Origin of the sequence: Polynucleobacter yangtzensis (assembly GCF_001595965.1) — a bacterium.
In the GTDB taxonomy this organism is placed as follows: domain Bacteria; phylum Pseudomonadota; class Gammaproteobacteria; order Burkholderiales; family Burkholderiaceae; genus Polynucleobacter; species Polynucleobacter yangtzensis.
The window spans coordinates 29,135-51,519 of sequence record NZ_LOJI01000035.1; the positions used below are offsets into that span (position 1 = coordinate 29,135).

A 22,385-nucleotide genomic window follows, 5' to 3' on the forward strand; every position below is an offset into this window, starting at 1 on the left:
CGTGAGTAAAAATATTATAGGAAATAATTATTAACTAATAATTTTTTAAAGCAATATAGTGGAATAATTGGTAATTAATAACCCACTAATCATGTATATTTTTCTAAGGTTTCTTCAAAATCAAAATGGACTTAAGATCTGCCGTTAAAAAACTCGGTCCATGGGCTATTATAGAATATTTAATTAATCCACTACTAAGTTTGGCTATTGCACCAATTATAATCAAGAAGTTGGGACTAGGTATTTACGGAGAGTGGGCTTTAATAATCGCTTTATTATCTCTATCAGTTTCATTTGTTTCTGGTATATCGTTGTCTATTAGTCAATATATATCAAATAATTATCAAAAAAATTTATATCAGCAATTAAACTCTCAATTAGATGCAATTAAATTAACATTAATAATTTCTATCTTCACTTCCATTTCAACTCTAATTATATTAACATTTCAAAATGTTAATATAATGTTTTTTTTATATATAGCGATTATTATAGTAGAAAGTTTAGATTCTATTTTTTCTGGTATATTGAGAGGTAAATTATTAATCAAATTATTAGTGCATATTGAAGCATTTGCTAGAATTATACAATTTTTATCGATAATAATATCTATTAATTATTTTAATACAGTTAATGGTATTGCTATTGGATATTTATTTGGTTCTTCAGTTAAGTTAGTATTTAGATATTATATGAATGAAATAAATTTTAAATTTATAATAAGTCATAAATTTTCGAAAAATAGTGCAATAATTAAAGGGTCGGGATGGGCAACAATTCAAAATCTTGGCGGTGCCTTATACAACTCTCTTGATAAGCTATTGATTTCACATTTTTTTGGCACGGATATTCTGGCATTCTATTCCCTAGCTTCTCAAATACCAAATCAAATTCAAGCGGTATTTTCAGCAGGCCTTAGTGTGCAAATTAATGCAGTTTCGAGATATGTTTCTGAAAATAGTAGACGCACACTCTATGTTCATTATATTAAAGATTTAAAAATTGTTGTTTTAATTTCAATATTTATTTATTTATTATTTTTTATTTCATCAAATTTTATTTTTAAATTATGGTTAGGTAAAAATAATTTTTATGAAATAATGCCTTATCTATTACCCGCAATCTTTATAGCCTTTACACAAACAATCTCCATACCCGGATATTTTATGACAATAGGGATTGGGGACATTAAATATGCAGCAATTGTAAGTATAATTGCTTCTGTAGTAGCACTATTATTTTTATTTATTAGCTCCAATTTTATAAGCCCTCAATATGCTATACTATCTAAAAGTCTATATGGGGTGATAGTTTTTTTATTGATTGGTAAGGGGATGAGAAAATTATTAGTAATAAAATGAAAAATAATACTGTCCATTTTTTGTGGGTTAATGGAGATTTAAACAAAATTGGTAAATTATCTCTATCAAGTTTTAAAATTAACAAATTTAATCCTATATTGTGGACATATTCAAAGAATGACATTAATTTTTGTGATATAGAAATCAGAGACGCTAATGAAATTTTGGATTATAAAAAAATATTTAAAAATAAGAAGGATTCATATGCAAGCTTCTCAGATCTTTTTCGATATACTGTTTTAATGAAATGTGGTGGAATTTGGGCTGATACTGATGTAATAAGTCTTAAAGATTGTAATCAATTAGATTTGAGTAAAGCATTTTTAGTACAAGAATATGATAAATTTAGAAAATTAAAATTAATTCTAAATAAAAATAATACAGTTATAAATAACAATATAATATGTTTGCCAAATCCTGAGGCTGGGAATATAATTGATTTAGCGCGTGCATACTCAGAAGTTTATAGAAAAGATTTAATTGAATGGTCTGAATTAGGGCCCAAACTTCTTAGTGGTCTAGTAAAAATGAATCCACACCATGGATTTATTTTAAAAAAGCCAGTATTTTCTAATCCATTTCCATTTTGGAAAATTCCTAAAATATTACTGGAGCCACATGTTAAAATTCCACCCAGTGCCCATTTTCTGCATTGCTACAATGAATGCTGGAGAAATTTTTCGGTTGATCCGAATGCTGAATATCCCGTCAATTCTATAATGAGCAAATTAGAATTAAAATATCTTGACAGAAAATGAAAATTTATTTTTTAGTTGTAACTTATAATAGAAAGTCACAGTTCATAAATTTGATTAAATCAATCCCAAAATCATGGGATGATGTCGAGATTGTAGTTAATGTCTATTGTAATGGTCAAGCTGAGCTTGAGTACGTAAGGGGCGTTATTGACGATAAATTTGATCTTGGATTTACATTAAATATCTTTGGTTCAATTGAAAATATCGGGAAGACTTCAGCTCTTAATGTTCTCCTGGAGTCTTTGCCATCTTCTTTTGACTACTGCGCTTTTATTGATGACGATGATCAATTGTCTATAAATAACTTCTCTCATGTCTTAAAAATTCTGAAGAAGCCTTCATCTAAAGGAAAGATTTTAGTATTTGAGAGCGAGTCGGGCAGTGGGGTGGTTGAGCAAATTCCATGCGGTGTTTATGATATGTTTTCTGTCGACGGAAAAAAATTCTGTAATACCGATAAATTAATATTTATTCCAAATACGGGTGTTCGTAATTACAGGTTTCCCACTCCCTTATTTCTTGAAAAATTTTGTCCAGAAGATGCTTTGTTTCTTGTTTTTACTCAAAATTTAAAGATTACATACTTTAATATAGTGTCAATTATAAAAAATTATGAGCCAAGTGGTTTGACGGCTAATTATGTTAAAACGATAAATTCAAACCCATACTCTATGATTTATTACCATGCAATTAGGCATATATATCTACCGAATTCTAAAAAAAATCATATTAAATTTTTCCTAGCAATTAACAAATATATTCTGATAGCTATTTTCAAAAATCTTAAATTAAGATTATGAAAATTTTTAATATTAATTTAGCATGTGATTTCTGAATTTATTCTTTGGTCACCAAATTATATGCTATAAAACAGGTAATATTTTGTAATCATTTATAGAGGATGTCAATGCTTGAACGTATTAAAAAACTCAAGTTGACTACGGAGGCTCGAACTTTGCAACACATCAAAGACAAAGTTTGCAAGTATATAAAATCCGAAACGAAATGTACGGTAATTGATGGTCCGTTTCGAGGCTTAAAATTAAGCGAAGATCGCAACTGGGGCAACTCAAATGATTTGACAACCCAAATTTTGGGGACTTATGAGCGCGAAATTGTTGATTTGATTGCGCTGCTATCTTCGCCAAATGGTGTTTTTATTGATATTGGCGGAGCTAATGGGTTTTATGCGGTTGGAGTTGCTAAATGCTTGAGTTTTTCGAGTGTTTACGTTTATGAATTATCTGCAGAAGGTAGGCGCGAAATAAGCATCAATGCAGTGCTTAATGATGTTGATCCCTTTATTAAGATTGGTGGTAAGTTTGATAATAACACTGTTAGCCAGGATTGGGTTGAGGCAAAAAATTCTACGGGCGTTATCTTAATTGATATAGAAGGCGGAGAATTTGAACTGATGAATCCTGAATTTTTCTCTGTTTTCTCAAGATTTAACATAATAGTAGAGCTGCATGACTTTTTAGATCCAAATACTCATATGGTTGATGTTCTAATTCAAAACTCCAATGCTACTCATGAGGTAAAATTCTTACGAAATAATGGGCGCAACCCAGCCTCTATTAACTTACTCAACCACCTACCAGAAGATTATCAATGGATTGCTTGTTCGGAAAGTAGGCTACGGGCAATGTCATGGGCGCATTTTATACCAAAGGTAACACAGGCGTAGCCGTCGTTATATATTGTATTTATACTTGTTAATCCAAAATGTGAGTCTATATGATGCTATTACCTTTATGGGTTAGGGTATTAATTTTATATAATTAGAAACAATTTCTATTTTGACGAAACTGTTTTTTAGAATTTTAAGTTTTAAACTTAAATCTGTTTTTGGTGAATGGCTTAGTTTTGTGAAGACGGAGAATTTTGAAGTGCGATTTTATGGCACGATTCTTGCATTTTCAATTTCTTGATGGGTACAATAGTCTTATCATTATATTCGCAAAAATGTCGAATGTTTTTTTAATTCCTTTTGGCGCTGCCCTTAGGAGAATTGAATCTCAATCATATTTATAATAAGACTATTAAATGATAATAAAAAAACATTCAGTTACTTGGGAAAGTAATCCAATTCTATTATGTGCAATATTAATGAATATAATTGTAATTGGCGGTTATTTTTTTGAATACCCTAATTTAGGTTTGAATCATTCGATAAGTTATGCAGTGATCTTACATATCCTTCTATTTGTATTATATTTAGCTGGGTATAGATTGCACAGAAATTATGCGAATAGTAATAATTTAATCATCCAAACGACTTCTTATCAAATTACTGAACCTTCTTTTTTTCATCAGTCTGTTCTTTTGGTATTGTTGTTGTGTGGGATATTTTCTTCTGTGTATACAGTATCTTACGTTGTTAACACTGAGGAATACCTTATGTCTTTGATGTCTGGTGAAATTATAGTTAGAGGGGTGGAAGTTGCTTCTGTAGATGGAGGGGCACCAGGGTTTTTAAAAATGGCGACATATATGCCATTGGCAATTTTTGGTATATATGTAATTGCAATAAGGCAGAATTTTAAATTAAAAAAATTGAATCTATTAATTTTCATTACTTCAATTTTTGCAATTATTTTTAAAGTATTATTTACTATTGATAGGCTAAGTATAATTTATTTAATCATTGGAACTTTAATGATAAAAAATAAATTTTCAAATTCTACAAAATTACTAATCAAAATTTTTTTATTTATAATATTTATAATATTTATCTCTGTAACTGCGTTAAGAATTGACAGGTACGATGATGGTTTTTTTGGCGCTTTGTTTTTATATTCCCGCCTAGGCCTAGAAAATCTACAGCTACTGATCGATAATGAGTCCCCATTAACTTTGGGATCACAGACCCTATTTAATCCTATATTTTTTATACTTGATAGAATTTCATTCTTTCCACAACCAATTAAAAATTATGATTATATATGGAATCCTGCCCAGTATTTTTATGGACATCTTTATATGGATTACGGCATTATGACTCTGCCTATTGTGTTTCTTTATGGGGCCCTAGGATCGTATATTGAGATAAGATCAAGTATCCCAGCAAATAGAATTGCCAATGCATTTCTCCTGCCTATGGCAACAAATAATTTTACTGGTATTGGTGTAGTGTGGCTTAGAGGGGTTGAATTCTATTTTGTTGTGTTGCTAATAATGATGTTTAAATTCTCCGGGATATCAATAAAGCGATTAGATGTAGGTAAACTCAATAAGCATGAAAACGTAGATTGAGCGCTGTTTAAAAAATTTTCTCTGGCTTTATGGGGGATGGATTAATTTGAATCCGATCTTAATCCATAAAACTTTTCTGATCATCCTCTAAATTTATGCATATATCACTAATACTCACCGGCTCGGATAGGCATGCAGATTTAGCGCGTTTCTATTCTAGTATTGAGGTTGCCGCTGCATCAACAAGCGCAAAAATAGAGCTCATTTTTATCAATCAAGGAAGTTTTGATCCACCGAGTTCAATCAATTCAATTGAGTCGCTTGACCACATAGAATTAAGGCGCGGAAAGCTGTCGCTTTCTAGTGCGAGGAACCTCGGCCTTTGTCATGTCACCGGAGATATAGTTGGTTTTCCTGATGATGACTGTTGGTACCCGCCGCAAGTTTTGGAGAGTATTGCCAACTACTTTCATACGCATCCTGCCGCATCGGCGATTTGCACACATGTTTATGACCCTGTTGCGAAACGTTCATATGGTGGTAGGCCGGCGGGTATAACCATCCAAGTAGGCTATCGGAATCTATTTGAACTTCCGATTTCAGTTGGTATTTTTGTGCGAAAGGATGCATTTAATGCCGTTGGCCTTAATTTCAACGAAAAACTGGGAGCTGGGACACCTCTCGGCAGTGGTGAAGAAACAGAATTAATTTATCGAATTTTAAAAAACGGAGGGAGAGTGGATTATGTTGGCACTATACAGGTTTTTCATCCAGTGCCAATTTATCAACAGACAGACATAGCAAAGTATTACAAATATGGGCTTGGTTTTGGGTATCTAAATGGTCTGATTATTCGGGATGGGGAATGGCGCATAATGGGTTATCTTGGTTTGGTCTTAGTTCGCTCGTTTGGCGGAGTTGTAATGAATTTACATCGATCTAGATTAATGCGTTTATATTGGAGCAGGCTTATGGGAATCTTCCAGGGTTTTATTCGCGGAGTGAAAGATTTGTCTTGCTGATATTGAATGTAAGCTTGAAAAGGTAGCAGCTTTTTAAATAATTAGTTTTGCGTATTAAATATCACCAGCAGGATAGATCCGGCTGAGCGCCATCACCCTCAGACCGCCTTGGGGCAGCTGGGTTTGTCTATCGATTAAGATTATCTTAGGAAAAGTCTTTTATTAAGCTTTTAAGTGGTATGAAAATTTTATAAAAAAATGCTGACTTACCTAGAAATTTAGTGAAGTCGGTAACTTAGACTCTTAATTTGCAAAAATTACCTCAAAAATGTTTTTGAAGTTTATTTGTTTGGTGGAGAGGAATTAATTGTAGCGATATGGGCAATACTTTGGTAACGCTGAAGGGATTTGGTGATTTTATAATTGCTATCAATGCTCTTAGGAAGGTTAAGACATTAGTGGGTCGCTCAAATATTGAATTGATTGCTGGCCGACATGTCACAAATTTTGCCGTTGATTTGGGTGTTGAAGAGCGTGTAATTTTTGTTGGTGCTCCCGGCTTAAATGATGTGCCAGCTATTTACAATATCAAAGAGCAAGGTCTGTTGTGTGCCCTCAAAAGCCTACAACAACTCCATTCTGAGATCAGTAAGATCTCAAATTCATCAAAACTAATATTTGACAAATTGGGCTTTAGAGAGCGTATGATTGGCGCTGGACATAAATTAATTCAATTACCTGAATCTAGTAATATTTATTTTGCATACGATAAATTATTTAAAGGAATGGGCTATGACAATTTAATTGAGATTCCTAGTCAACCTAAGGGTAATACCGCTATTATTGTACCTGGTGCCAGATCAATCGAGAGGGTTATTTCATCAAGCTTAATCAAAAAAATATATGAAAAATTATTAAGCTTCAATTTTAATCCTAAGGTTGTATTGCTCGAAGGGGAGGCTTATAAAACCCCTGAACATGTAAATGTGGAAATAATTCCTCGAAAATTTTCTTCACTGATTGACTCGATAAAATCAGCAGATTTGGTAATTAGTGCAGATAGTTTGCCTGCCCATCTAAGCGAATTTTTTCTAAAACCAGTTTTTGTTTTTACACCTGTTCCAAAGTGGTCAATATATTGGTTGCCAAAATCTGCATTTAACTCTAATGGCATGTCTTCTTTTGAAGATATAAATAACTTACATGAGTGGTTAGCCTTAAATTATTCATTTCTTAGAAAATAACAAAGCCAAAAGCTTCTTAATAATTCATTTTAAATATCGCATGAAGGCGCCGAAAATTTCCATAATTACTGTCAGCTTTAACAGTGCCGAGACAATTGCCAATACTCTACGTTCTGTGAAAAGCCAAAAATATTGTAATTATGAACATATTGTCATTGATGGCGGCTCAAAGGATGAAACCTTAGCAATTATCCAACTTAATGGACAGCACTTAGCTAGAGTAGTTTCAGAGCCTGATAAGGGAATTTACGACGCAATGAACAAGGGGCTTGCAATTGCTACCGGCGAGCTGGTGGGCTTTTTAAATTCTGATGATGTCTATGCAGATGAAAATGTTCTTTCAGAGGTGGCGTGCAATTTCGCTGAGGGTGCGGTCGACTATGTATATGGCGACATTCTGATGTTGAATAATTCTGGCAAGGTAGTTCGTCACTGGCGAACTGGGATTATCCCGGCAGGGGGTTTTTGTGATACACAGATTCCGCACCCGGCATTCTGGGTGAGGCGACATCTTCTCGACTCCTTGATACCTGCATTTGACCCTAGTTACCGAATTTCTGCGGACTTAAAGCAGCAGTTAATACTAATAAATAAGCTTGGTGCCCGTGGACGGTATATCAAGCGCCCATTGACATTAATGAGCCTTGGGGGGGCAAGTACTAAGAGCTTGAGAAGCTATGTTAAAGGCTGGAGAGAATCATCGCGTGCCTACAATGATGTATTTGGGAGTGGAGGTTGGATCTTTACTTTTAAAAAAGTTTTTTCCAAGGTCAAAGGTATTAGGAAAATTTACTAATTTATTTATTATGAAGAACATTTGCGTAATAGGCGGTAGCGGTTTTGTTGGAACTCGCCTTATAAATCTGCTGTTGCAGCGTAACTACATGTATTGCACTAGTAATCTTGACAAAGATATTAGCTTGACCCATTCTAATTTAACCACTCTGGCAGATGTTCGCAATTTAAATCAGCTAGCAGCCATTCCAAAAGGTTCTGTTATCGTCAATCTCGCTGCAGAGCATCGTGACGATGTCAGGCCATTGAGTCTTTACGATGATGTTAATGTTCAAGGTGCAAAGAACATTTGCGAGGTAGCGCGAAAAAAAATGGTTTCCACCATCATCTTTACTAGTTCGGTTGCAGTCTATGGGTTCGCGCCAGTTGATACCGATGAGGGTGGAAAGATCGCACCTTTCAATGACTATGGGAGAACCAAGTTTGAGGCTGAAATGGTTTTTAAACAATGGCAATCTGAGGATCCCCTCTCTCGCTCATTGGTAATTATTCGCCCAACAGTGATATTTGGCGAAGGTAATCGTGGCAATGTTTACAATCTTCTTAGGCAAATTGTCTCAGGCAACTTCATGATGATTGGATCAGGTAAAAACCGCAAGTCGATAGCGTATGTAGAGAACGTAGCAGCCTTTATCGAACACAGCATTAGATTTGGACCAGGAATCCACACCTACAACTACATTGACAAGCCCGATTTTTCAATGAATGAATTTGTTGCCTCTGTGAGGCGAATCCTTGGGCGATCTGAAAAAATTGGTTTTCGACTACCTTATTTTATAGGTTTTGCTATTGGAAAAGGGTTTGACTTAGTTGCAGCTGTAACCGGTAAGAGATTAGCAGTTAGCTCAATTCGGGTTAAAAAGTTTTGCGCTGATTCTGCCTATAATACAGCCATAAACGAGACGGGCTTTATTCCACCCGTTCCCTTAGCTCAAGCTTTTGAAAAGACAATACTGCATGAGTTTATCGAAAAACATGATGATATGCTGCTTTATTTTAGCGAGTAAGTTTTGAAGACTTACCTTGTTACTGGCGGCGCTGGTTATATTGGTTCTCACACCGCTCTGCTTTTGCTGGAAGCTGGATATCATGTAGTCGTCCTTGATAATCTATCTAACAGTTCTGCCAAATCCCTAAATCGGGTGTCGCAGTTAGCTGGGCGGTCGGCAATTTTTGTAGAAGGGGATATTCGCGATCGTGTATTACTTGAGCGGACATTGTCCGAATATTCAGTTGATGCGGTACTTCATTTTGCTGGCTTGAAGTCTGTAAGTGAAAGTGTGGGTCAACCACTCCGCTATTACGATAATAATGTGCATGGAAGCCAAGTGTTGCTGCAGGCTTGTGCTGATATAGGGGTATTCGAATTCGTGTTTAGCTCGTCAGCTACTGTGTATGGTGAGCAGGAATTGATGCCCATCTCTGAAACTTACCCATTGGGCCAACCCTCTAACCCTTATGGCAGCAGTAAACTGGTTGTGGAACGCATGTTACGAGATTTGGCCACCTCTGATTCACGCTGGCGTATAGCTATCTTGCGCTACTTCAACCCAGCAGGAGCGCATGAAAGTGGTCTTATAGGTGAAGATCCTAAAGGTACTCCTAATAACTTGCCACCCTTCATAACCCAGGTAGCTATAGGAAAGCTGTTGGAACTCAAGGTGTTTGGCAATGATTATCCCACCCACGACGGCACTGGTGTACGTGACTATATTCATGTAATGGACTTAGCGGAAGGCCATTTGCGTGCCTTACAGGCATTGCAAATATATACCGGTGTTAACGTGTGGAACCTAGGTACGGGTCATGGATATAGCGTGCTTGAATTGATTCGCGCTTTTGAGGCTGCAAGTGGTAAATCCGTCCCCTTTCATTATGCTTCCCGTCGGCCAGGTGATATTGCCATCTGTTACGCTGACCCAGCTAAGGCCGAGCTTGAACTGGGTTGGAAAGCTAATCGTAATCTTGAAACAATGATGCTTGATGCTTGGCGGTGGCAGTCAATGAATCCGAATGGTTATCGATGACTGTTTTCACTTCATAGTTTAGTCGTATCGACCAAATTCCTTTTGATTAAATCTTGCTGTCCGGCCTTGATCTTCTGCCTAGCACGTTCAGCCTTAACTGCTTCTTGATCTCGCTTTACGCGATCTTTCATTGACTTAAGCCTAGCTTGCTCTGGGTTCAAAGGCTTCTGTGGGGCAATTTCATTTAATCTCATTAGTTAATCCTTAGCCAATCTGCGTAGGGATATAAGGCACGTTGGGGGCACCAAAGATGGCTTTAAATAGCGCAATTGCTTGCGCTTGATTCTGGGCATACAGAATGGTCTCTACCCACATGCCACCGGCATGAACTGTTGCCTTATATCTCTTCATAAAAATATTTAGCATTCTTATCAAAAGTGCATCAATATTCGCTCGTTAGCATGATCACCCAGAACTCTTCTGACCAAATACCGTACAAATCAATTTCAGGTAATGGAAAGTCGGTGTATTCGATATTCTGTGTGGCTAAGATAGTGCCATTGCCATCATTAATAGTCAGCACAGCGCTCTCATTAGTCACTTTTAACTTACAGCAAGCAAAGCACTCTTTGGGCTGAAAAAAGCGTAGGTAAGAAGCAATAGCATCCATCAGCCAATAGCACTTAGCTTCATCAGCAAGATACTTGGCCCCATCCGTTAAAACTACTTCTTTGTGTAAGCGGTAGTAGTGCTCGGTACCTGTAAATTGACGCAATGATGAATTAAGCTCTTTTGCATTCATTTGCTAGATCCAACCCTAAAGTTCATCTTCAGTGCGCCACTAGCTGCTTCAACCACATCATCAAAGCTTCCCGCTTCTGCCTCAATCTTTAGGATTTCCAGAACCTTTATAAGGTCATTCATATTCTTGGTGGCGATAGAGGATTTACCGGGAACGAGTTCTAAGCGTTTGCTGCCGTAAAAAATGGATAAGCAGAGTGAACCATTGTCTGCCATAAACCACCAGGGCTTGATGCGCTTAGGGCGCTCAATGCTTTTGTAGTTGCCTTCACTATCTTTAACCGTAACCCTGCGCTTCACTACAAACGGGGTACGCTCTAATTGGCTTTTAGCTAATTGGATTTGCTGCCATAACTGATTGCTTAATTTATTACGACGTTGTTGTACAGGCGGCATAGATTGCGACCTTGCTGTATCAACAAACTTCAAGCTCTTTAATGCGTTTGGTGTGCCCATAAGTTCTCCTTAAAAAATGGTGAGCACACTTAATGTATAGCCGAGATTTCGGTTTGGACAACCGAAATTTTTGGGTCAATTTGTTCGAAATCAGCAATTCTGGCGCAAAGAGTGGGTTATTACAGGCTAATTTTGGGCTGAAAAATAACGCTATTTCTTATCAATTGCTAAATACTTTTGCGAGTTGCTAGTTTCTAAGTTCAAAAGTCGCTAGAGATAAAAGATGTTGCTAATGAGTTACTTGTTGTTACAAATGAATAGTTCTGACTAGCAACAAGGCGTAGCAACTTCTCTTTTGAGATCTCTAGCAACAGCAACCCAAGCAACGTCTTTTGGGAAGCTACCTGAGTAACTCAAGCAATGAAGCAACTAGGTAACTGGGCAGCTCGCATCTCATCACATTAAGGAGAACATCATGAGAGAAGTAGCAATTAGAGGTTTTATTAATGAGAAGTTCGGCAGCACCTACGGCAAGGGCTTATTTAGACGGGCACCATACACAGGTTCAGTTGAACTCCACAATCCACGGCAAAAGTATTTAGTTGATTTTTATAGCTACCGCGACTGGGAATTTTCCGCAAAATCCGATGCTCAAATTGAGGTGCTCAAAAAAGTGGATCAAACCGATTTAGCTAAAGCGCCCAATGTGTTTATGTCTTGGCTGTATCACTGGGATCCTGTAGCCAGAGTCAAAACCAGTGCCAATGGCTTTTGCGTTTATGGGCAAGATAGCCAAGAAGTCTATTTAAGTATTGATGATCCAGAGCGGGGTATTAGCGATGAATGGACGTTAGATACCCAGCATTGTAAAAACGCAGGCCCTAAAAAGCCAGTGTTTATTGCGGCAAATGTGGATTTAACGGTTTGGCAGTAAAGCAAAGCTAGTCAGCCCGAGAACTATTCGGACACAAAACCCTGTCAAAAAAGCGCTGTAACAAGCGCTTTTTGCGCCTCATAAGCATGGGTAGCTGAGAATACATTGCGCCGCGCATAGACGGTTTTTGAGGGGGTTTTGTGTAATCATCAAAAAATCACCGCAATCCGTTGTGTAGATCTCACGATTCTTTGTCAAAAAATCGCTAAATACAGTAGCAAAAGCGTACATAAGAAAATACAACAAATCTTTACCCATGTTTGTAAGTGCTTGATTCTTGGAAGATCATGGAATGCTTAAAAGAGTCATAAAAACCAGGAGTCAAGATAACAATATTTGGGCTTCTCAAAACGTCTCATTACAAATTGAGGTCGACCTTTTGCATGAATGACAACAAACTATAGAAAACACACTATGTGTACGTTTTTATTAACCAAAAAGGAAAAACACCATGTCACAAGCAAAAACCTTAACACCCCAAGAACTAGAACAAGTGCTCGAATTTGTAAAAACCAAACGCTATCCCGAGCGTGATCGCGCCATGGTGCTTACGAGCTTTTACTCGGGGCTTCGCGTCTCCGAAATCGCGGCATTAAAAATGGGTGATGTAGTTAATAGTGATGGCACGATTCGCAATGAAATTCGCTTAGGTGCAGATCAAACCAAGGGCGGGCAACCTAGAACGGTCTTTATCTCGCAAAAGCTGCGGGTTGAACTAGCTAATTACTTAAAGACACGCCATGCACGATTTGCTGACATTCCGTTTTTTCATACATCCACACGCTTAGGCTTTTCAGCCAATAGTCTGTGTCAATGGTTCTTTTGGCTTTACCGTGATGCGGGCATCGCCGGCGCTTCGAGCCACAGTGGTCGCAGGACGTTCATTTCTGGCCTTGCAAATAAGGGAATCTCGGTGCGAGTATTAGCAGGGCTGGCAGGCCATAAGAGTATTGCCGTTACCCAAAAATATATCGACCTTAATCCAGAGATGATGCGCAACGCCGTGGAGCTCGTTTAGGCAATAAGAAGGGCATTGGCATCTTATTAAAGGCTTCTAATATGGAGATGACTTCCTCTTTAGGCGATTGATAATCAACAGACAAAAGACGGCTTTGTGCTGGATTTAAAAATGCAAATTCAGTGCTGAGCCAATTCGCTTGATGCCAAGCACCATCAGCAATAGCCTCTAGCTTGCGTTTATTTTGTTGTAGACTCCAGCGCTCTAAGGGTTTGACTTGATCGCGGCAGGGAAACTTGCCGATCTCCACGTTATCAATGAGTGCTCTAGCTAATGCCTTGTTCTGACAAACCAATGCTCGCAAACAGTTTTGTTTCTTTTTGGCGGTAGCTAAAGAATCAATCGACTTGGGGTGCTGTTGCTTAGCAATGCCCAGGTGAAAGCCCATTTCATAACAACCCCATTTTTTCATGATGTGCTCTGAATCAATGCCATCAAGATAGTGCCCTAGCAAGTGCACCCGAAAGCCATTAACTAAAGCCTTTTTACTCTTAAGGTCAATGGACGCAAGCTGGTAGGGCGGGGCAAAGAGAGGGTCGCTATGAAGATACGCTTGGGCTCGCTCTTTTCGTATTTGTTTTAAAACCTCAAGAAAAGCCCGCTGCGCTTTCTTTAAATCCATCTCAATTGGTACGCAGATTAATGCCAAGTTATTCGCCAAAGAAATGCCTGGTAGATTTTCTTTGGTGATTAGTTGTAAAGAATGGCCATTATTTGGATTGTGATCAATGGCTTGATTCATCACTTCAAATAAAGCCTTGCCTTTACTATCAAACCAATCATCTAGCGTTGCATAGCTAAACAAATCACCAAAATCCTGCCAAACCGCATGTAGCCTGGGGTCTTGGCAATTGCCTTTTTCTTGGCAAACCCACCAGTAATCTTTGCTTTGTCTAAGGTACGCAATCCACCAGAAAAACAATGTGCTTCGCATTGCATTTGCTGCAAGTGCAGCATTATTTTCTGGCAACGATTGCATATCAGCGCCTCCAAGATAGCTATAAAAATTAGCAATAAATTATTAAGCCATCTAACTGCGCTTTGTCACTTAATCCCATTGGTGTTTAGCCTGATTTCTCGGTGACATTCCTAGTCGCCAACTACCTGAAAGGAAACATCATGCAATTAACTAATGGAGCATTAAAAAAACACCTAGCTAATCAAGCGGTAGCTTTGGGTGAAAAAGGTAATGTCGTTTTTGAAAGCGAAGCTGACTATGAGGAGCTTGATTTATCTGCCTTTATGGTGCCAGCCGCCACCAAAAAAGATAATCAACTACGGCCATCTGATAGCGCAGCCAAAATCACCGAGGCGGAGAAATTCTTAGGTGAAAGCGAGACCTTATATCAGCTGGGTGTTAAATATGAGACTGAAGTCGTCGCTAGGGGGCATAAAGCCTTATATGAGCTTTTAGCTTCAATCTATAGTTTAGCGCTACGCATCGAGGATAACGTGGCTAAAGATCAGATTCTCGATTTGATGCGCAAGAACCTCAAAGATAAGTTTGAGATCAAGATTAATAAGAATGCCAGTCCTATTTCTGCATTAGTGCGCTATGTAGTACGTACCGACAAAATGAGTGCCTCGCGCTATAGCAAAGTGTTAGAAGTGGCCCGCCAAGAGAACCTCTCTGCTGAGGAATTACCAGCTTATATTGCACGCCGCGGCGGTGTCTCACAGATTCAAGACACAGAAGCAAAATCGATAGCCAAAAAGGAGGGTAGCAAAACCTCCAAAGAGCGCTTAGCGCTGATTCGTGAATATTTCGAATTACTGGGCTATGGCTCTAAAACACCATTAACTTATGATGGTGATCTGCTGGTATTTAATGAAGAAAAAGATACTGCCGCTGAAACCTCTTCATTTTGCTTTTTCATGGCCCATTACGATGGGGGCGATCAATACCGCATTATTACGGCAAATGATTTAGGCAAAACCTTTGAAGATACGATTATTCGATTCTTGGGCAAAGGTATGCCAAATGATTTACACGCATTAGAGCGGGGCATTCGCAATCAAAAGAAAAAGCTCATGATGGATGAGAGCCTTCCGCAAAGCGTACGTGACACTATGCGCAAGGAGTTGGCAAGTCCGTATAGCTACAAACCGAATCAAGTCATTGAGATGGATGAACCCCAGGAAACGGAAGAGTAATTCCTAAATGGGCAAGGCAATAAAGGCGCTGGGATTTATTTCTCAGCGCCGTTTTCCAAAGAAAACTAATCATTCAAATTCTTATGTGGGGCTATTATGACAATCTATATTGTGTGCGAAAAAGATGAGCGTTTTCCAGTTACTATAAAACCAGATTCACCTGAAGCAGTGGCGATTGAAATTGCTGTTGCAATTGAGCATGAATACTCTGAGTATCAACTAGTGGCTTACGAAGAAGAAAGTGGTGATGCTTTGGCTGCTAGACTGGCTGATCGGGCTTTATATGCATTAGATTTAGATCAAAATACTCTTAAATCCTGGATTGAGGAAGGGAGGCTACTTTCAGATGGGTATAGCCAGCTTGACTTGCGAGAAGAGTTTTTTCATGTCTGCAACGACATTGATCGAAAAATGAGTGATTTGAGTGAAATCTGCACAAAGAGTGATTACTTTGATGATATGGTGTTTGATATAGATAATTACCTGGATCATGCCGCAAATGAATTTTTTGAAGATATTGAATATTTATTGCAAAAAAAATTCACCAACTTGTATCAATTTAAGGCGCTTGCCTCAAATACTTAGTGGTTGATTTAGGTTTGAGAAAGATTGGCAAAGGACACCTGTTTCTCTAATTCATAAATGGCTGCTTGTGCGGCCATTTTGTTTCTGCCAGCATTCAGCTCCACCTTGATGTTTTGCCCAGCAGTGGTGATATGGACCTTCACGTTGCCTGCATCGGTCGCAAATTGATGTAATACGTCAAAGCGGGGTAGGTGTTCTTGGTGCAGCTTTACTTGCGATACCTTAGTTTTGGCCGCTTCTTGGAGCTTAGAGGGTAAATTCCAGGCTGTTCCACTGTCTTTTTGATAATCGGTTAAAGCAGCTTTCACCACCGTAGTAGCGTTCTTGATGCCTACCTTTTTGATAATAGGCAATTCCACGCTTAAATCTTCTTTATTTTGCAGCCTGGTCAAAATACGCTCATAAAAGCTCTTGGCTACCAAGTCTTTCATCAGTTGATCTAAAGCATTTTGGGCGTATTGCTCAAAGTAAAGAGTCAGTTCAGTGCTCATTATGACTCCTGATCTTTTGGCCGTGAGAATAGATTTGCTGTGTATTCATATTTTTTACTTAGGCGCTTTTGGCTTTTGCTTTAAGACGAGACTCAAATTCTTTGGTAAGTTCTGAGTTTTGCACCAGTAATGGCATAGATAGTCCTGTGCTCATTTGCACAAGACTAAGGATATTGTTATTCACAACAGACTGGGCTTGCATAATCTCGCGGATCTGGGCCGCTTCGCCACCAGCTACACCATCAACCACGCCAGCAAATTGTTTGGCTTTCATCAGTGGCGTTAAGTGGCTGTAGTGATCGGTAATCATTTTGACCGAGGTGCCCATTTGCTCTGCTAAATCATGGATGGGAATGCCTTCAAGTAGCCTTTGCGTAGCGTAGTAGTGGCGAAGGCTATAAAGACTACGTTCTTTATTGGTTACGGGGCAATTGAGAAGCCCGCAGTCCTCTAACATCTGTCTAAAGGGCTTGTTTAAGTTATCAGGAACGGTGCCATCTGATAGACGAAATAAGCGTTTAGCAATTCTTTTCTTAAGCACTTGCTCTAACGTCATCTTGGCTAAATCAGGACTTAACTGACGCAAACGTTCTAGTAAAAGCCAGCAGCTATAGTGCGCTACAAAATTGCGTGGACCTCGTTTGCCTCTTTGTAATCGAATATGCAAGATGGGTTGTCCATCGCGCATTTCTACATCTATATGGCGCCATTCAATGAATTCGGATTCTGTGCCAGGGCGCATGCCTGTACTGGCCATAAACGCAATATAGATACCCAATAATTCCCGAATCATCTTGGTGCGTTTTGTGCGCCCATCTTCGATAAATTTATTGGAGAACTGAATAAGTGTTTCCAATTCTTCCTGACTAAACTCGGCACGTCTGTCACTGTCGCCACCGGTATTTTTAGTGGCAGGGCGTTGATATTCCGTTGTATAGCCACGCTCTATAGCCTCATCAATAACAAGATTAAATGCGGCGTTATGGTTATTTTGGGCGCTACCTGAGAGTTCTCTGCCTACTAAGTTACGGCGCCATTCATGAAATTCAGAGACAGTGGAGGGCTTTATGGAATCTACGTTGTAATTTCCATAAAAAGGGATAAGATAAATCCGAATAGCTGCAGTGTAGTCACGGGTGCTTGGTTTGGCTGTTCCAGCCTTGATTTGCTCTTCAAGCCTTGCCAGCACTACCTCTGCGACCGGTTTGAACCTTTTACTGATGACGGGGCGACCTTCTTCATGATCAAAAGTAGCTTTCATCCACAAGCGCTCAGCAAGGCGTTTAGCTTCCTTGATTTCAGCGGTATCTACGGTCTTTCTAAACCACTTTTTTATGCCATCTATCTTGTAATGCACTTGCCATTTTTTACTGTCAGGACGTTTCACAAGCCTAAGCTGTTCTGGTTTTAGAACTATGCTGGTAGGGGCTGGGATGCGCATTTTGACATTATATAGGTAATTTTCTTATCAAACAACCAGCAGCATACACATTATTCGTGTAATAACCGTGTAATTAAGAAGTTAAATTAAAAGCAAGCTGTAAGGGCTTGCTTTTAAAGAACTTCTTGGCTCCTCGACCTGGGCTCGAACCAGGGACCTACGGATTAACAGTCCGGCGCTCTACCGACTGAGCTATCGAGGAATAAGCCGATATTATAGCAAGATGAAATCACTACTTCCTACTTCTGTACAGATCCCCAAAGTACTGACTATTGCTGGGTCCGATAGTGGCGGCGGGGCGGGGCTCCAGGCCGATCTCAAGGTCATTACTGCCTTGGGTGGCTTTGGTATGTCGGTGATCACAGCCATTACCGCCCAAAATACCTTGGGAGTGACGCGCATTCAAGATATAGATCTGGATGTGGTTGAGGCCCAGATTGACGCTGTTTTATTGGACATTGGGACTGATATTGTCAAAATTGGCATGTTAGCCAGCCCAGAAATAGTGAAAACGGTTGCCAAATCTTTGCGCAAACACGGCGTAAAACGCATTGTTCTTGATCCCGTATTGCGAGCTACTTCGGGAGCTAGCTTGGGTGGTGACGATACTGCGCAGGCCATGATCTCTGAATTATTTCCAATTGCAACATTGATTACGCCAAATTTAGATGAGGCATCACTATTACTGGGTCGTGAGATTCGCGGGGCTAATGATTTCAAACTGGCGGCTGAAGAATTGCTCGACATGGGACCGCAAGCGGTATTGATAAAAGGTGGGCATCTTGATAGCACGCACACTCAAATTACGGATTACCTAATGTGGCGCACCATCGAGGATGGTTTGGAAGTAGTGCAGACAAAAGAATTTAAACACTACCGTGTCAATACTATAAATACTCACGGTACGGGATGCTCATTGGCCTCTGCCATAGCGACATACCTTGCTGATGGTCATGACCTGAGTCACGCAGTTGCTAAAGCAATTGCCTATGTGGAGGCAGGCCTAGAGGCAGGTCGTTTCTTAAGTATTGGTGAAGGTCCTGGACCTTTATGGCATATGCACGACTTTTATCCAACCGCGCTACTGGATGAAAAAGATAAGTACTAAAAAATTTTGTTAAAGCTATTTTTTTCTTAAGCTTGCATTAACTCTTGCAAGTGTTTCACCGCAGCCTTTGGATCCTTAGCTTGGGTAATGGCTCTCACTACAGCCACTGAACCAACGCCGCTCTTAGCGACTGCACGAATGCTATCTTGATCAATGCCGCCAATAGCTACCAGGGGGTAGTGGCTCATGAGTTTGGCGTATTGGTAAAGACGACCAAGCCCTTGGGGGGCAGTAGGCATCTTCTTTAAGTTAGTCGGAAAAACTGCACCCATGGCAATATAGCTTGGGCAAATACGATCGGCATATGCAAGCTCTGCATATCCATGTGTGCTTAAGCCTAAGCGCAAACCTGCCGCACGAATCTCATCTAAGTCAGCGACTTCCATGTCTTCTTGACCTAAATGCACGCCATATGCACCGGCATCAATTGCTTCTTGCCAATAGTCGTTAATAAATAGCAGTGTTTTGCTATCTTTCACTGCAGCAACAGATTCTTTGATTTGTTTTCTAATCTTGGACTTGTCTTCTGATTTAAAACGCAATTGCACCGTCGGAATCTCTGCATCAACCATGCGTTTTACCCAATCAGCATCAGGCATCACACCATACAATCCTAAGCGTTTTGGACACTCTTTGAACGCATTAGGGTTCATATTACGAGTCCATGGCAGCAAATCAAAGTGTTCTGGTCTATTAGGCCATTTAAAGGGGTTAAAGCCACCATCTTGCAAAGTCATACGTGACCAAGCTTTGCCAAGAGTTTTGGCATCCGATTCAATAAACCCCATTTCAATAGCAGCCAAAGCACCAGCTAGTTCGTAATGATCAACTGCCGCTTCATTATCAATTTGTGGCGGCGGTGTATTTAAGCTAAAGACTGGAATCGGAATGCATATGTCATCATTGCGATGCGCTGCAACGATTTGATCTGCAAGGTCACGAATCAGGCTCATTTGTTCAGTGTACTTAACTTGAAGTAACTAGGTAATTACGATTGGTGCCAAAAAGGAGTACCAACCAAAGGCGTGCTCGCCTGAGCAGACTCTTGTGGTTTCATGGCGCCAGATAAGTAGGCAGCACGACCAGCATCTACGGCCATAGCAAAGGATTTAGCCATGACTACAGGATCATCGGCTAATGCAACAGCAGTATTGAGTAGCACTCCATCAAAACCCCATTCCATGACTGTACATGCATGAGAGGGAAGTCCTAAGCCAGCATCAACTAAGAGCGGTACTTTTAAGCGATCGCGCAAGAGTTTCATGGCATATGGGTTTAATGGTCCCTGGCCAGTGCCAATGGGAGCAGCCCATGGCATTACTGCTTGGCAACCGACATCCACAAGGCGTTGACACAAAATGAGATCTTCAGTGCAATACGGTAGAACTTTGAAACCATCTTTAATTAAAGTCTCAGCAGTTTGTGCCAAACGCAAAACATCAGGCTGCAAGGTGTAGTCATCACCAATAAGTTCTAATTTGATCCAATCAGTTTCAAAAACTTCACGTGCCATTTGCGCTGTTGTTATTGCCTCTTGTGGACTATGACAGCCAGCAGTGTTAGGTAATACAGGTACAGCCATCTTTTTGAGTAAATCCCAAAAGCCACTATGTGCTTCAGCAGTTGAAGTGCCTTGACGACGTAGGCTCACAGTAATCATGGCAGGATTAGATGCTTGCACGGCGTTTTCTAAAACCTGTGGAGAGGGGTATCGTGAGGTGCCCAGTAACAAACGGCTAGCAAAACTCTCACCATACAGAACAAGGGTATCGGCAGTATTGAGATTACTAGGTAAGGGAGCGTTCATATCAATTTCAGTTTGTTATTACATCAACCACCAGTAACTGGGGCGATCACTTCAATTTGGTCATTCTCATTTAAGACAAACTCTGCATGCTTTGTCTTGGGTACAAAATTCAGATTCACAGCAACAGCGTAGGGTGGCTTGGCATCAATCAATGCTAGTGCATCGCTGACCAAACTATGGCTTGGCATTTCATATTCGACTTGATTGACGATTATGCGCATACAGCCTCTGCTTGATTACTGTTGTGCGTAACGCTCAAACCTAGTTCCAATGCAGTCTTACTGCTTCCTTGCTCAAGTATCTGCAAGGCGCAATCTAAAACAGCAGGTGCAATCATAAAACCATGGCGATATAGGCCATTGATCAATATCAAATCTACCAGCCCTTTATCTTTATTCATCCGTATTTCCGGTAGATTATTTTTTAAAGTAGGGCGGCATTGTGTTGCCATTTCCAAGATACGTGCTTCCGCAAAACCACTATGAACGGTATAGACCGCACTAAGTAACTCCATCGCTGAGCGTACACTCATCTCAGATAGATCATCGGACTCAATTTCAGTGGCGCCTACTACATAGACGTCATTTTCTTTCGGGGCAATATAGATTGGGTAGCGTGGATGAATTAATCTTGTTGGACGGCGCAGCTTTACCTCTGGAGTATAGAGTCGAATCACTTCACCGCGAACACCACGCAAGGTATTGGGTTTGTCACCAGTGGACCAAGTTTCTTTGGCACCAGTACCACGACAATCAATTACTGCTTGATAGTCAGATTGCTTGCGCAACTCTTGTGGATCCACTTCTGTGTGCCACTGGCAATTCACCTTCAATAGCTTAAGCTCAATAGCAAGTGCATCTAATAGCTGACGATTATCCAGCTGTCCTTCGTTGGGTAAGTACAGCCCCTGATTAAAGCGATCAGCAACACTAGGCTCCAACTCACGCAAAGTTTCATTACTTAACTTTTGCGGTGAGCTCAGCTCAGAGTTCGCACGACAGTTTTTCTCGAGGTGAGCGGTAAAGCGCTCAGCATCACTAGCATCTTGTCGATGCCAAAGAATCAAAGTGCCATCTTGCTGGAAGAAAACCGACTCAGATAGTTCTGAAATCAACTCTTTCCAGCGAGGCAAGCTATATAAGCCCATGCGCACAACAGAATCTTCGGTAATAGCTGATTCAGCAAGAGGAGCCAACATCGCAGCTGCAATACGAGCTGCAGCATGAGCTGCGTCTGAGCCGCCTTTTTCAAATAGATCAACTTGTGCCCCACTTTTAGCAAGCGCAAGCGCTAGCAAGCGACCCATTAGGCCGCCCCCAACAATTGCATACTTGCTGTTAGAGAGGTTCAAGCTATTTGCCATAAATA

26 protein-coding genes and 1 tRNA gene are annotated in these 22,385 nt (G+C 39.8%); 15 read left to right on the forward strand and 12 right to left on the reverse strand.

What is annotated here, in order from left to right; all coding sequences use genetic code 11:
- The first annotated feature begins 125 nt into the window (after positions 1–125).
- The 10 genes from JaK3_RS06950 (at position 126) to galE (ending at position 10,342) form a co-directional block, all read left to right on the forward strand.
- On the forward strand, positions 126–1,361 hold the full coding sequence (locus tag JaK3_RS06950) for an oligosaccharide flippase family protein (RefSeq protein WP_068322650.1): 1,236 nt from the start codon (positions 126–128) through the stop codon (positions 1,359–1,361).
- On the forward strand, positions 1,358–2,119 hold the full coding sequence (locus JaK3_RS06955) for a glycosyltransferase (RefSeq protein ID WP_068322655.1): 762 nt from the start codon (positions 1,358–1,360) through the stop codon (positions 2,117–2,119). The genes JaK3_RS06950 and JaK3_RS06955 overlap by 4 nt, the downstream gene beginning before the upstream one ends.
- The gene (locus JaK3_RS06960; protein ID WP_068322658.1) at positions 2,116–2,919 is read left to right on the forward strand and encodes a glycosyltransferase family 2 protein; all 804 of its coding nucleotides are present in this window, start codon (positions 2,116–2,118) and stop codon (positions 2,917–2,919) included. The genes JaK3_RS06955 and JaK3_RS06960 overlap by 4 nt, the downstream gene beginning before the upstream one ends.
- A 107-nt stretch (positions 2,920–3,026) precedes the next feature.
- Positions 3,027–3,806: an FkbM family methyltransferase gene (locus tag JaK3_RS06965; RefSeq protein ID WP_068322660.1), complete on the forward strand. Its 780-nt coding sequence runs from the start codon at positions 3,027–3,029 to the stop codon at positions 3,804–3,806.
- 422 nt (positions 3,807–4,228) lie between these two features.
- Positions 4,229–5,374 (forward strand): hypothetical protein, encoded by a 1,146-nt coding sequence (locus tag JaK3_RS06970; RefSeq protein WP_150114238.1) that lies wholly within the window; start codon positions 4,229–4,231, stop codon positions 5,372–5,374.
- A 95-nt stretch (positions 5,375–5,469) separates the two neighbouring features.
- Entirely contained in the window at positions 5,470–6,336 is an 867-nt protein-coding gene (locus JaK3_RS06975) for a glycosyltransferase family 2 protein (protein WP_068322666.1), read from the forward strand.
- 317 nt (positions 6,337–6,653) lie between these two features.
- Positions 6,654–7,520, forward strand: coding sequence for a glycosyltransferase family 9 protein (locus tag JaK3_RS06980; protein ID WP_068322669.1), 867 nt, complete (start codon positions 6,654–6,656; stop codon positions 7,518–7,520).
- Positions 7,521–7,560: 40 nt separating this feature from the next.
- A complete protein-coding gene (locus JaK3_RS06985) occupies positions 7,561–8,316 on the forward strand; it encodes a glycosyltransferase family 2 protein (protein ID WP_068322672.1) in 756 nt (251 codons plus the stop codon).
- Entirely contained in the window at positions 8,234–9,322 is a 1,089-nt protein-coding gene (locus tag JaK3_RS06990; RefSeq protein WP_205627518.1) for an NAD-dependent epimerase/dehydratase family protein, read from the forward strand. Before JaK3_RS06985 ends, JaK3_RS06990 begins: the two co-directional genes overlap by 83 nt.
- 3 nt (positions 9,323–9,325) lie before the next feature.
- Positions 9,326–10,342, forward strand: coding sequence for a UDP-glucose 4-epimerase GalE (gene galE / locus JaK3_RS06995; protein ID WP_068322678.1), 1,017 nt, complete (start codon positions 9,326–9,328; stop codon positions 10,340–10,342).
- Positions 10,343–10,353: 11 nt separating this feature from the next.
- On the opposite strand, the gene JaK3_RS07000 is transcribed toward galE, so the two are convergent.
- Genes JaK3_RS07000 through JaK3_RS07010 form a run of 4 tightly spaced genes read right to left on the reverse strand, consistent with a single transcriptional unit; the run spans position 10,354 to position 11,539 of the window.
- Positions 10,354–10,536, reverse strand: coding sequence for a hypothetical protein (locus tag JaK3_RS07000; protein ID WP_068322682.1), 183 nt, complete (start codon positions 10,534–10,536; stop codon positions 10,354–10,356).
- A 10-nt stretch (positions 10,537–10,546) separates the two neighbouring features.
- On the reverse strand, positions 10,547–10,693 hold the full coding sequence (locus JaK3_RS10745) for a hypothetical protein (protein WP_167345993.1): 147 nt from the start codon (positions 10,691–10,693) through the stop codon (positions 10,547–10,549).
- 31 nt (positions 10,694–10,724) lie between these two features.
- On the reverse strand, positions 10,725–11,084 hold the full coding sequence (locus tag JaK3_RS07005) for a DUF6876 family protein (RefSeq protein ID WP_068322685.1): 360 nt from the start codon (positions 11,082–11,084) through the stop codon (positions 10,725–10,727).
- Positions 11,081–11,539 (reverse strand): DUF6641 family protein, encoded by a 459-nt coding sequence (locus JaK3_RS07010; protein ID WP_068322688.1) that lies wholly within the window; start codon positions 11,537–11,539, stop codon positions 11,081–11,083. Before JaK3_RS07010 ends, JaK3_RS07005 begins: the two co-directional genes overlap by 4 nt.
- Positions 11,540–11,954: 415 nt before the next feature.
- Here JaK3_RS07010 and JaK3_RS10860 point away from each other — a divergent pair, with 415 nt between their 5' ends.
- The gene (locus JaK3_RS10860; RefSeq protein WP_068322691.1) at positions 11,955–12,413 is read left to right on the forward strand and encodes a hypothetical protein; all 459 of its coding nucleotides are present in this window, start codon (positions 11,955–11,957) and stop codon (positions 12,411–12,413) included.
- 451 nt (positions 12,414–12,864) lie between these two features.
- Positions 12,865–13,431 (forward strand): tyrosine-type recombinase/integrase, encoded by a 567-nt coding sequence (locus tag JaK3_RS07020; protein WP_068322693.1) that lies wholly within the window; start codon positions 12,865–12,867, stop codon positions 13,429–13,431.
- Here JaK3_RS07020 and JaK3_RS07025 read toward each other — a convergent pair.
- On the reverse strand, positions 13,391–14,410 hold the full coding sequence (locus JaK3_RS07025) for a hypothetical protein (RefSeq protein ID WP_068322695.1): 1,020 nt from the start codon (positions 14,408–14,410) through the stop codon (positions 13,391–13,393). The two genes, JaK3_RS07020 and JaK3_RS07025, sit on opposite strands and share 41 nt — an antisense overlap.
- 140 nt (positions 14,411–14,550) lie before the next feature.
- On the opposite strand from JaK3_RS07025, the gene JaK3_RS07030 reads away from it, so the two are divergent.
- Together JaK3_RS07030 and JaK3_RS07035 are read left to right on the forward strand one after the other, a co-directional pair.
- A complete protein-coding gene (locus JaK3_RS07030; protein WP_068322698.1) occupies positions 14,551–15,585 on the forward strand; it encodes a hypothetical protein in 1,035 nt (344 codons plus the stop codon).
- Between the two features lie 96 nt (positions 15,586–15,681).
- Positions 15,682–16,170 (forward strand): hypothetical protein, encoded by a 489-nt coding sequence (locus JaK3_RS07035; protein ID WP_068322701.1) that lies wholly within the window; start codon positions 15,682–15,684, stop codon positions 16,168–16,170.
- An 8-nt stretch (positions 16,171–16,178) separates the two neighbouring features.
- On the opposite strand, the gene JaK3_RS07040 is transcribed toward JaK3_RS07035, so the two are convergent.
- The 3 genes from JaK3_RS07040 to JaK3_RS07050 form a co-directional block, all read right to left on the reverse strand.
- Positions 16,179–16,661, reverse strand: a complete 483-nt coding sequence (locus tag JaK3_RS07040) for a hypothetical protein (RefSeq protein ID WP_068322706.1) — start codon at positions 16,659–16,661, stop codon at positions 16,179–16,181.
- Between the two features lie 58 nt (positions 16,662–16,719).
- Complete coding sequence (locus tag JaK3_RS07045; RefSeq protein ID WP_161484706.1) at positions 16,720–18,048, reverse strand: tyrosine-type recombinase/integrase; 1,329 nt, start codon at positions 18,046–18,048, stop codon at positions 16,720–16,722.
- A 180-nt stretch (positions 18,049–18,228) separates the two neighbouring features.
- Positions 18,229–18,304: transfer RNA gene (locus JaK3_RS07050), tRNA-Asn, on the reverse strand.
- Positions 18,305–18,325: 21 nt separating this feature from the next.
- Between JaK3_RS07050 and thiD the strand changes: the two genes are divergently transcribed.
- Positions 18,326–19,210, forward strand: a complete 885-nt coding sequence (gene thiD, locus JaK3_RS07055) for a bifunctional hydroxymethylpyrimidine kinase/phosphomethylpyrimidine kinase (RefSeq protein WP_068322712.1) — start codon at positions 18,326–18,328, stop codon at positions 19,208–19,210.
- A gap of 26 nt (positions 19,211–19,236) precedes the next feature.
- Here the strand turns inward: thiD and thiE are convergent, their stop codons facing one another.
- Genes thiE through JaK3_RS07075 form a run of 4 tightly spaced genes read right to left on the reverse strand, consistent with a single transcriptional unit; the run spans position 19,237 to position 22,380 of the window.
- Positions 19,237–20,163: a thiamine phosphate synthase gene (thiE, locus tag JaK3_RS07060; RefSeq protein WP_068322715.1), complete on the reverse strand. Its 927-nt coding sequence runs from the start codon at positions 20,161–20,163 to the stop codon at positions 19,237–19,239.
- A gap of 35 nt (positions 20,164–20,198) precedes the next feature.
- Positions 20,199–21,017: a thiazole synthase gene (locus JaK3_RS07065; protein WP_068322718.1), complete on the reverse strand. Its 819-nt coding sequence runs from the start codon at positions 21,015–21,017 to the stop codon at positions 20,199–20,201.
- Between the two features lie 23 nt (positions 21,018–21,040).
- Positions 21,041–21,238 carry a sulfur carrier protein ThiS gene (gene thiS, locus JaK3_RS07070; protein WP_068322721.1) on the reverse strand — a complete coding sequence of 66 codons (198 nt, stop codon included), beginning with the start codon at positions 21,236–21,238 and terminating at the stop codon, positions 21,041–21,043.
- On the reverse strand, positions 21,229–22,380 hold the full coding sequence (locus JaK3_RS07075; protein WP_068322724.1) for an FAD-dependent oxidoreductase: 1,152 nt from the start codon (positions 22,378–22,380) through the stop codon (positions 21,229–21,231). Before JaK3_RS07075 ends, thiS begins: the two co-directional genes overlap by 10 nt.
- Positions 22,381–22,385 lie beyond the last annotated feature (5 nt).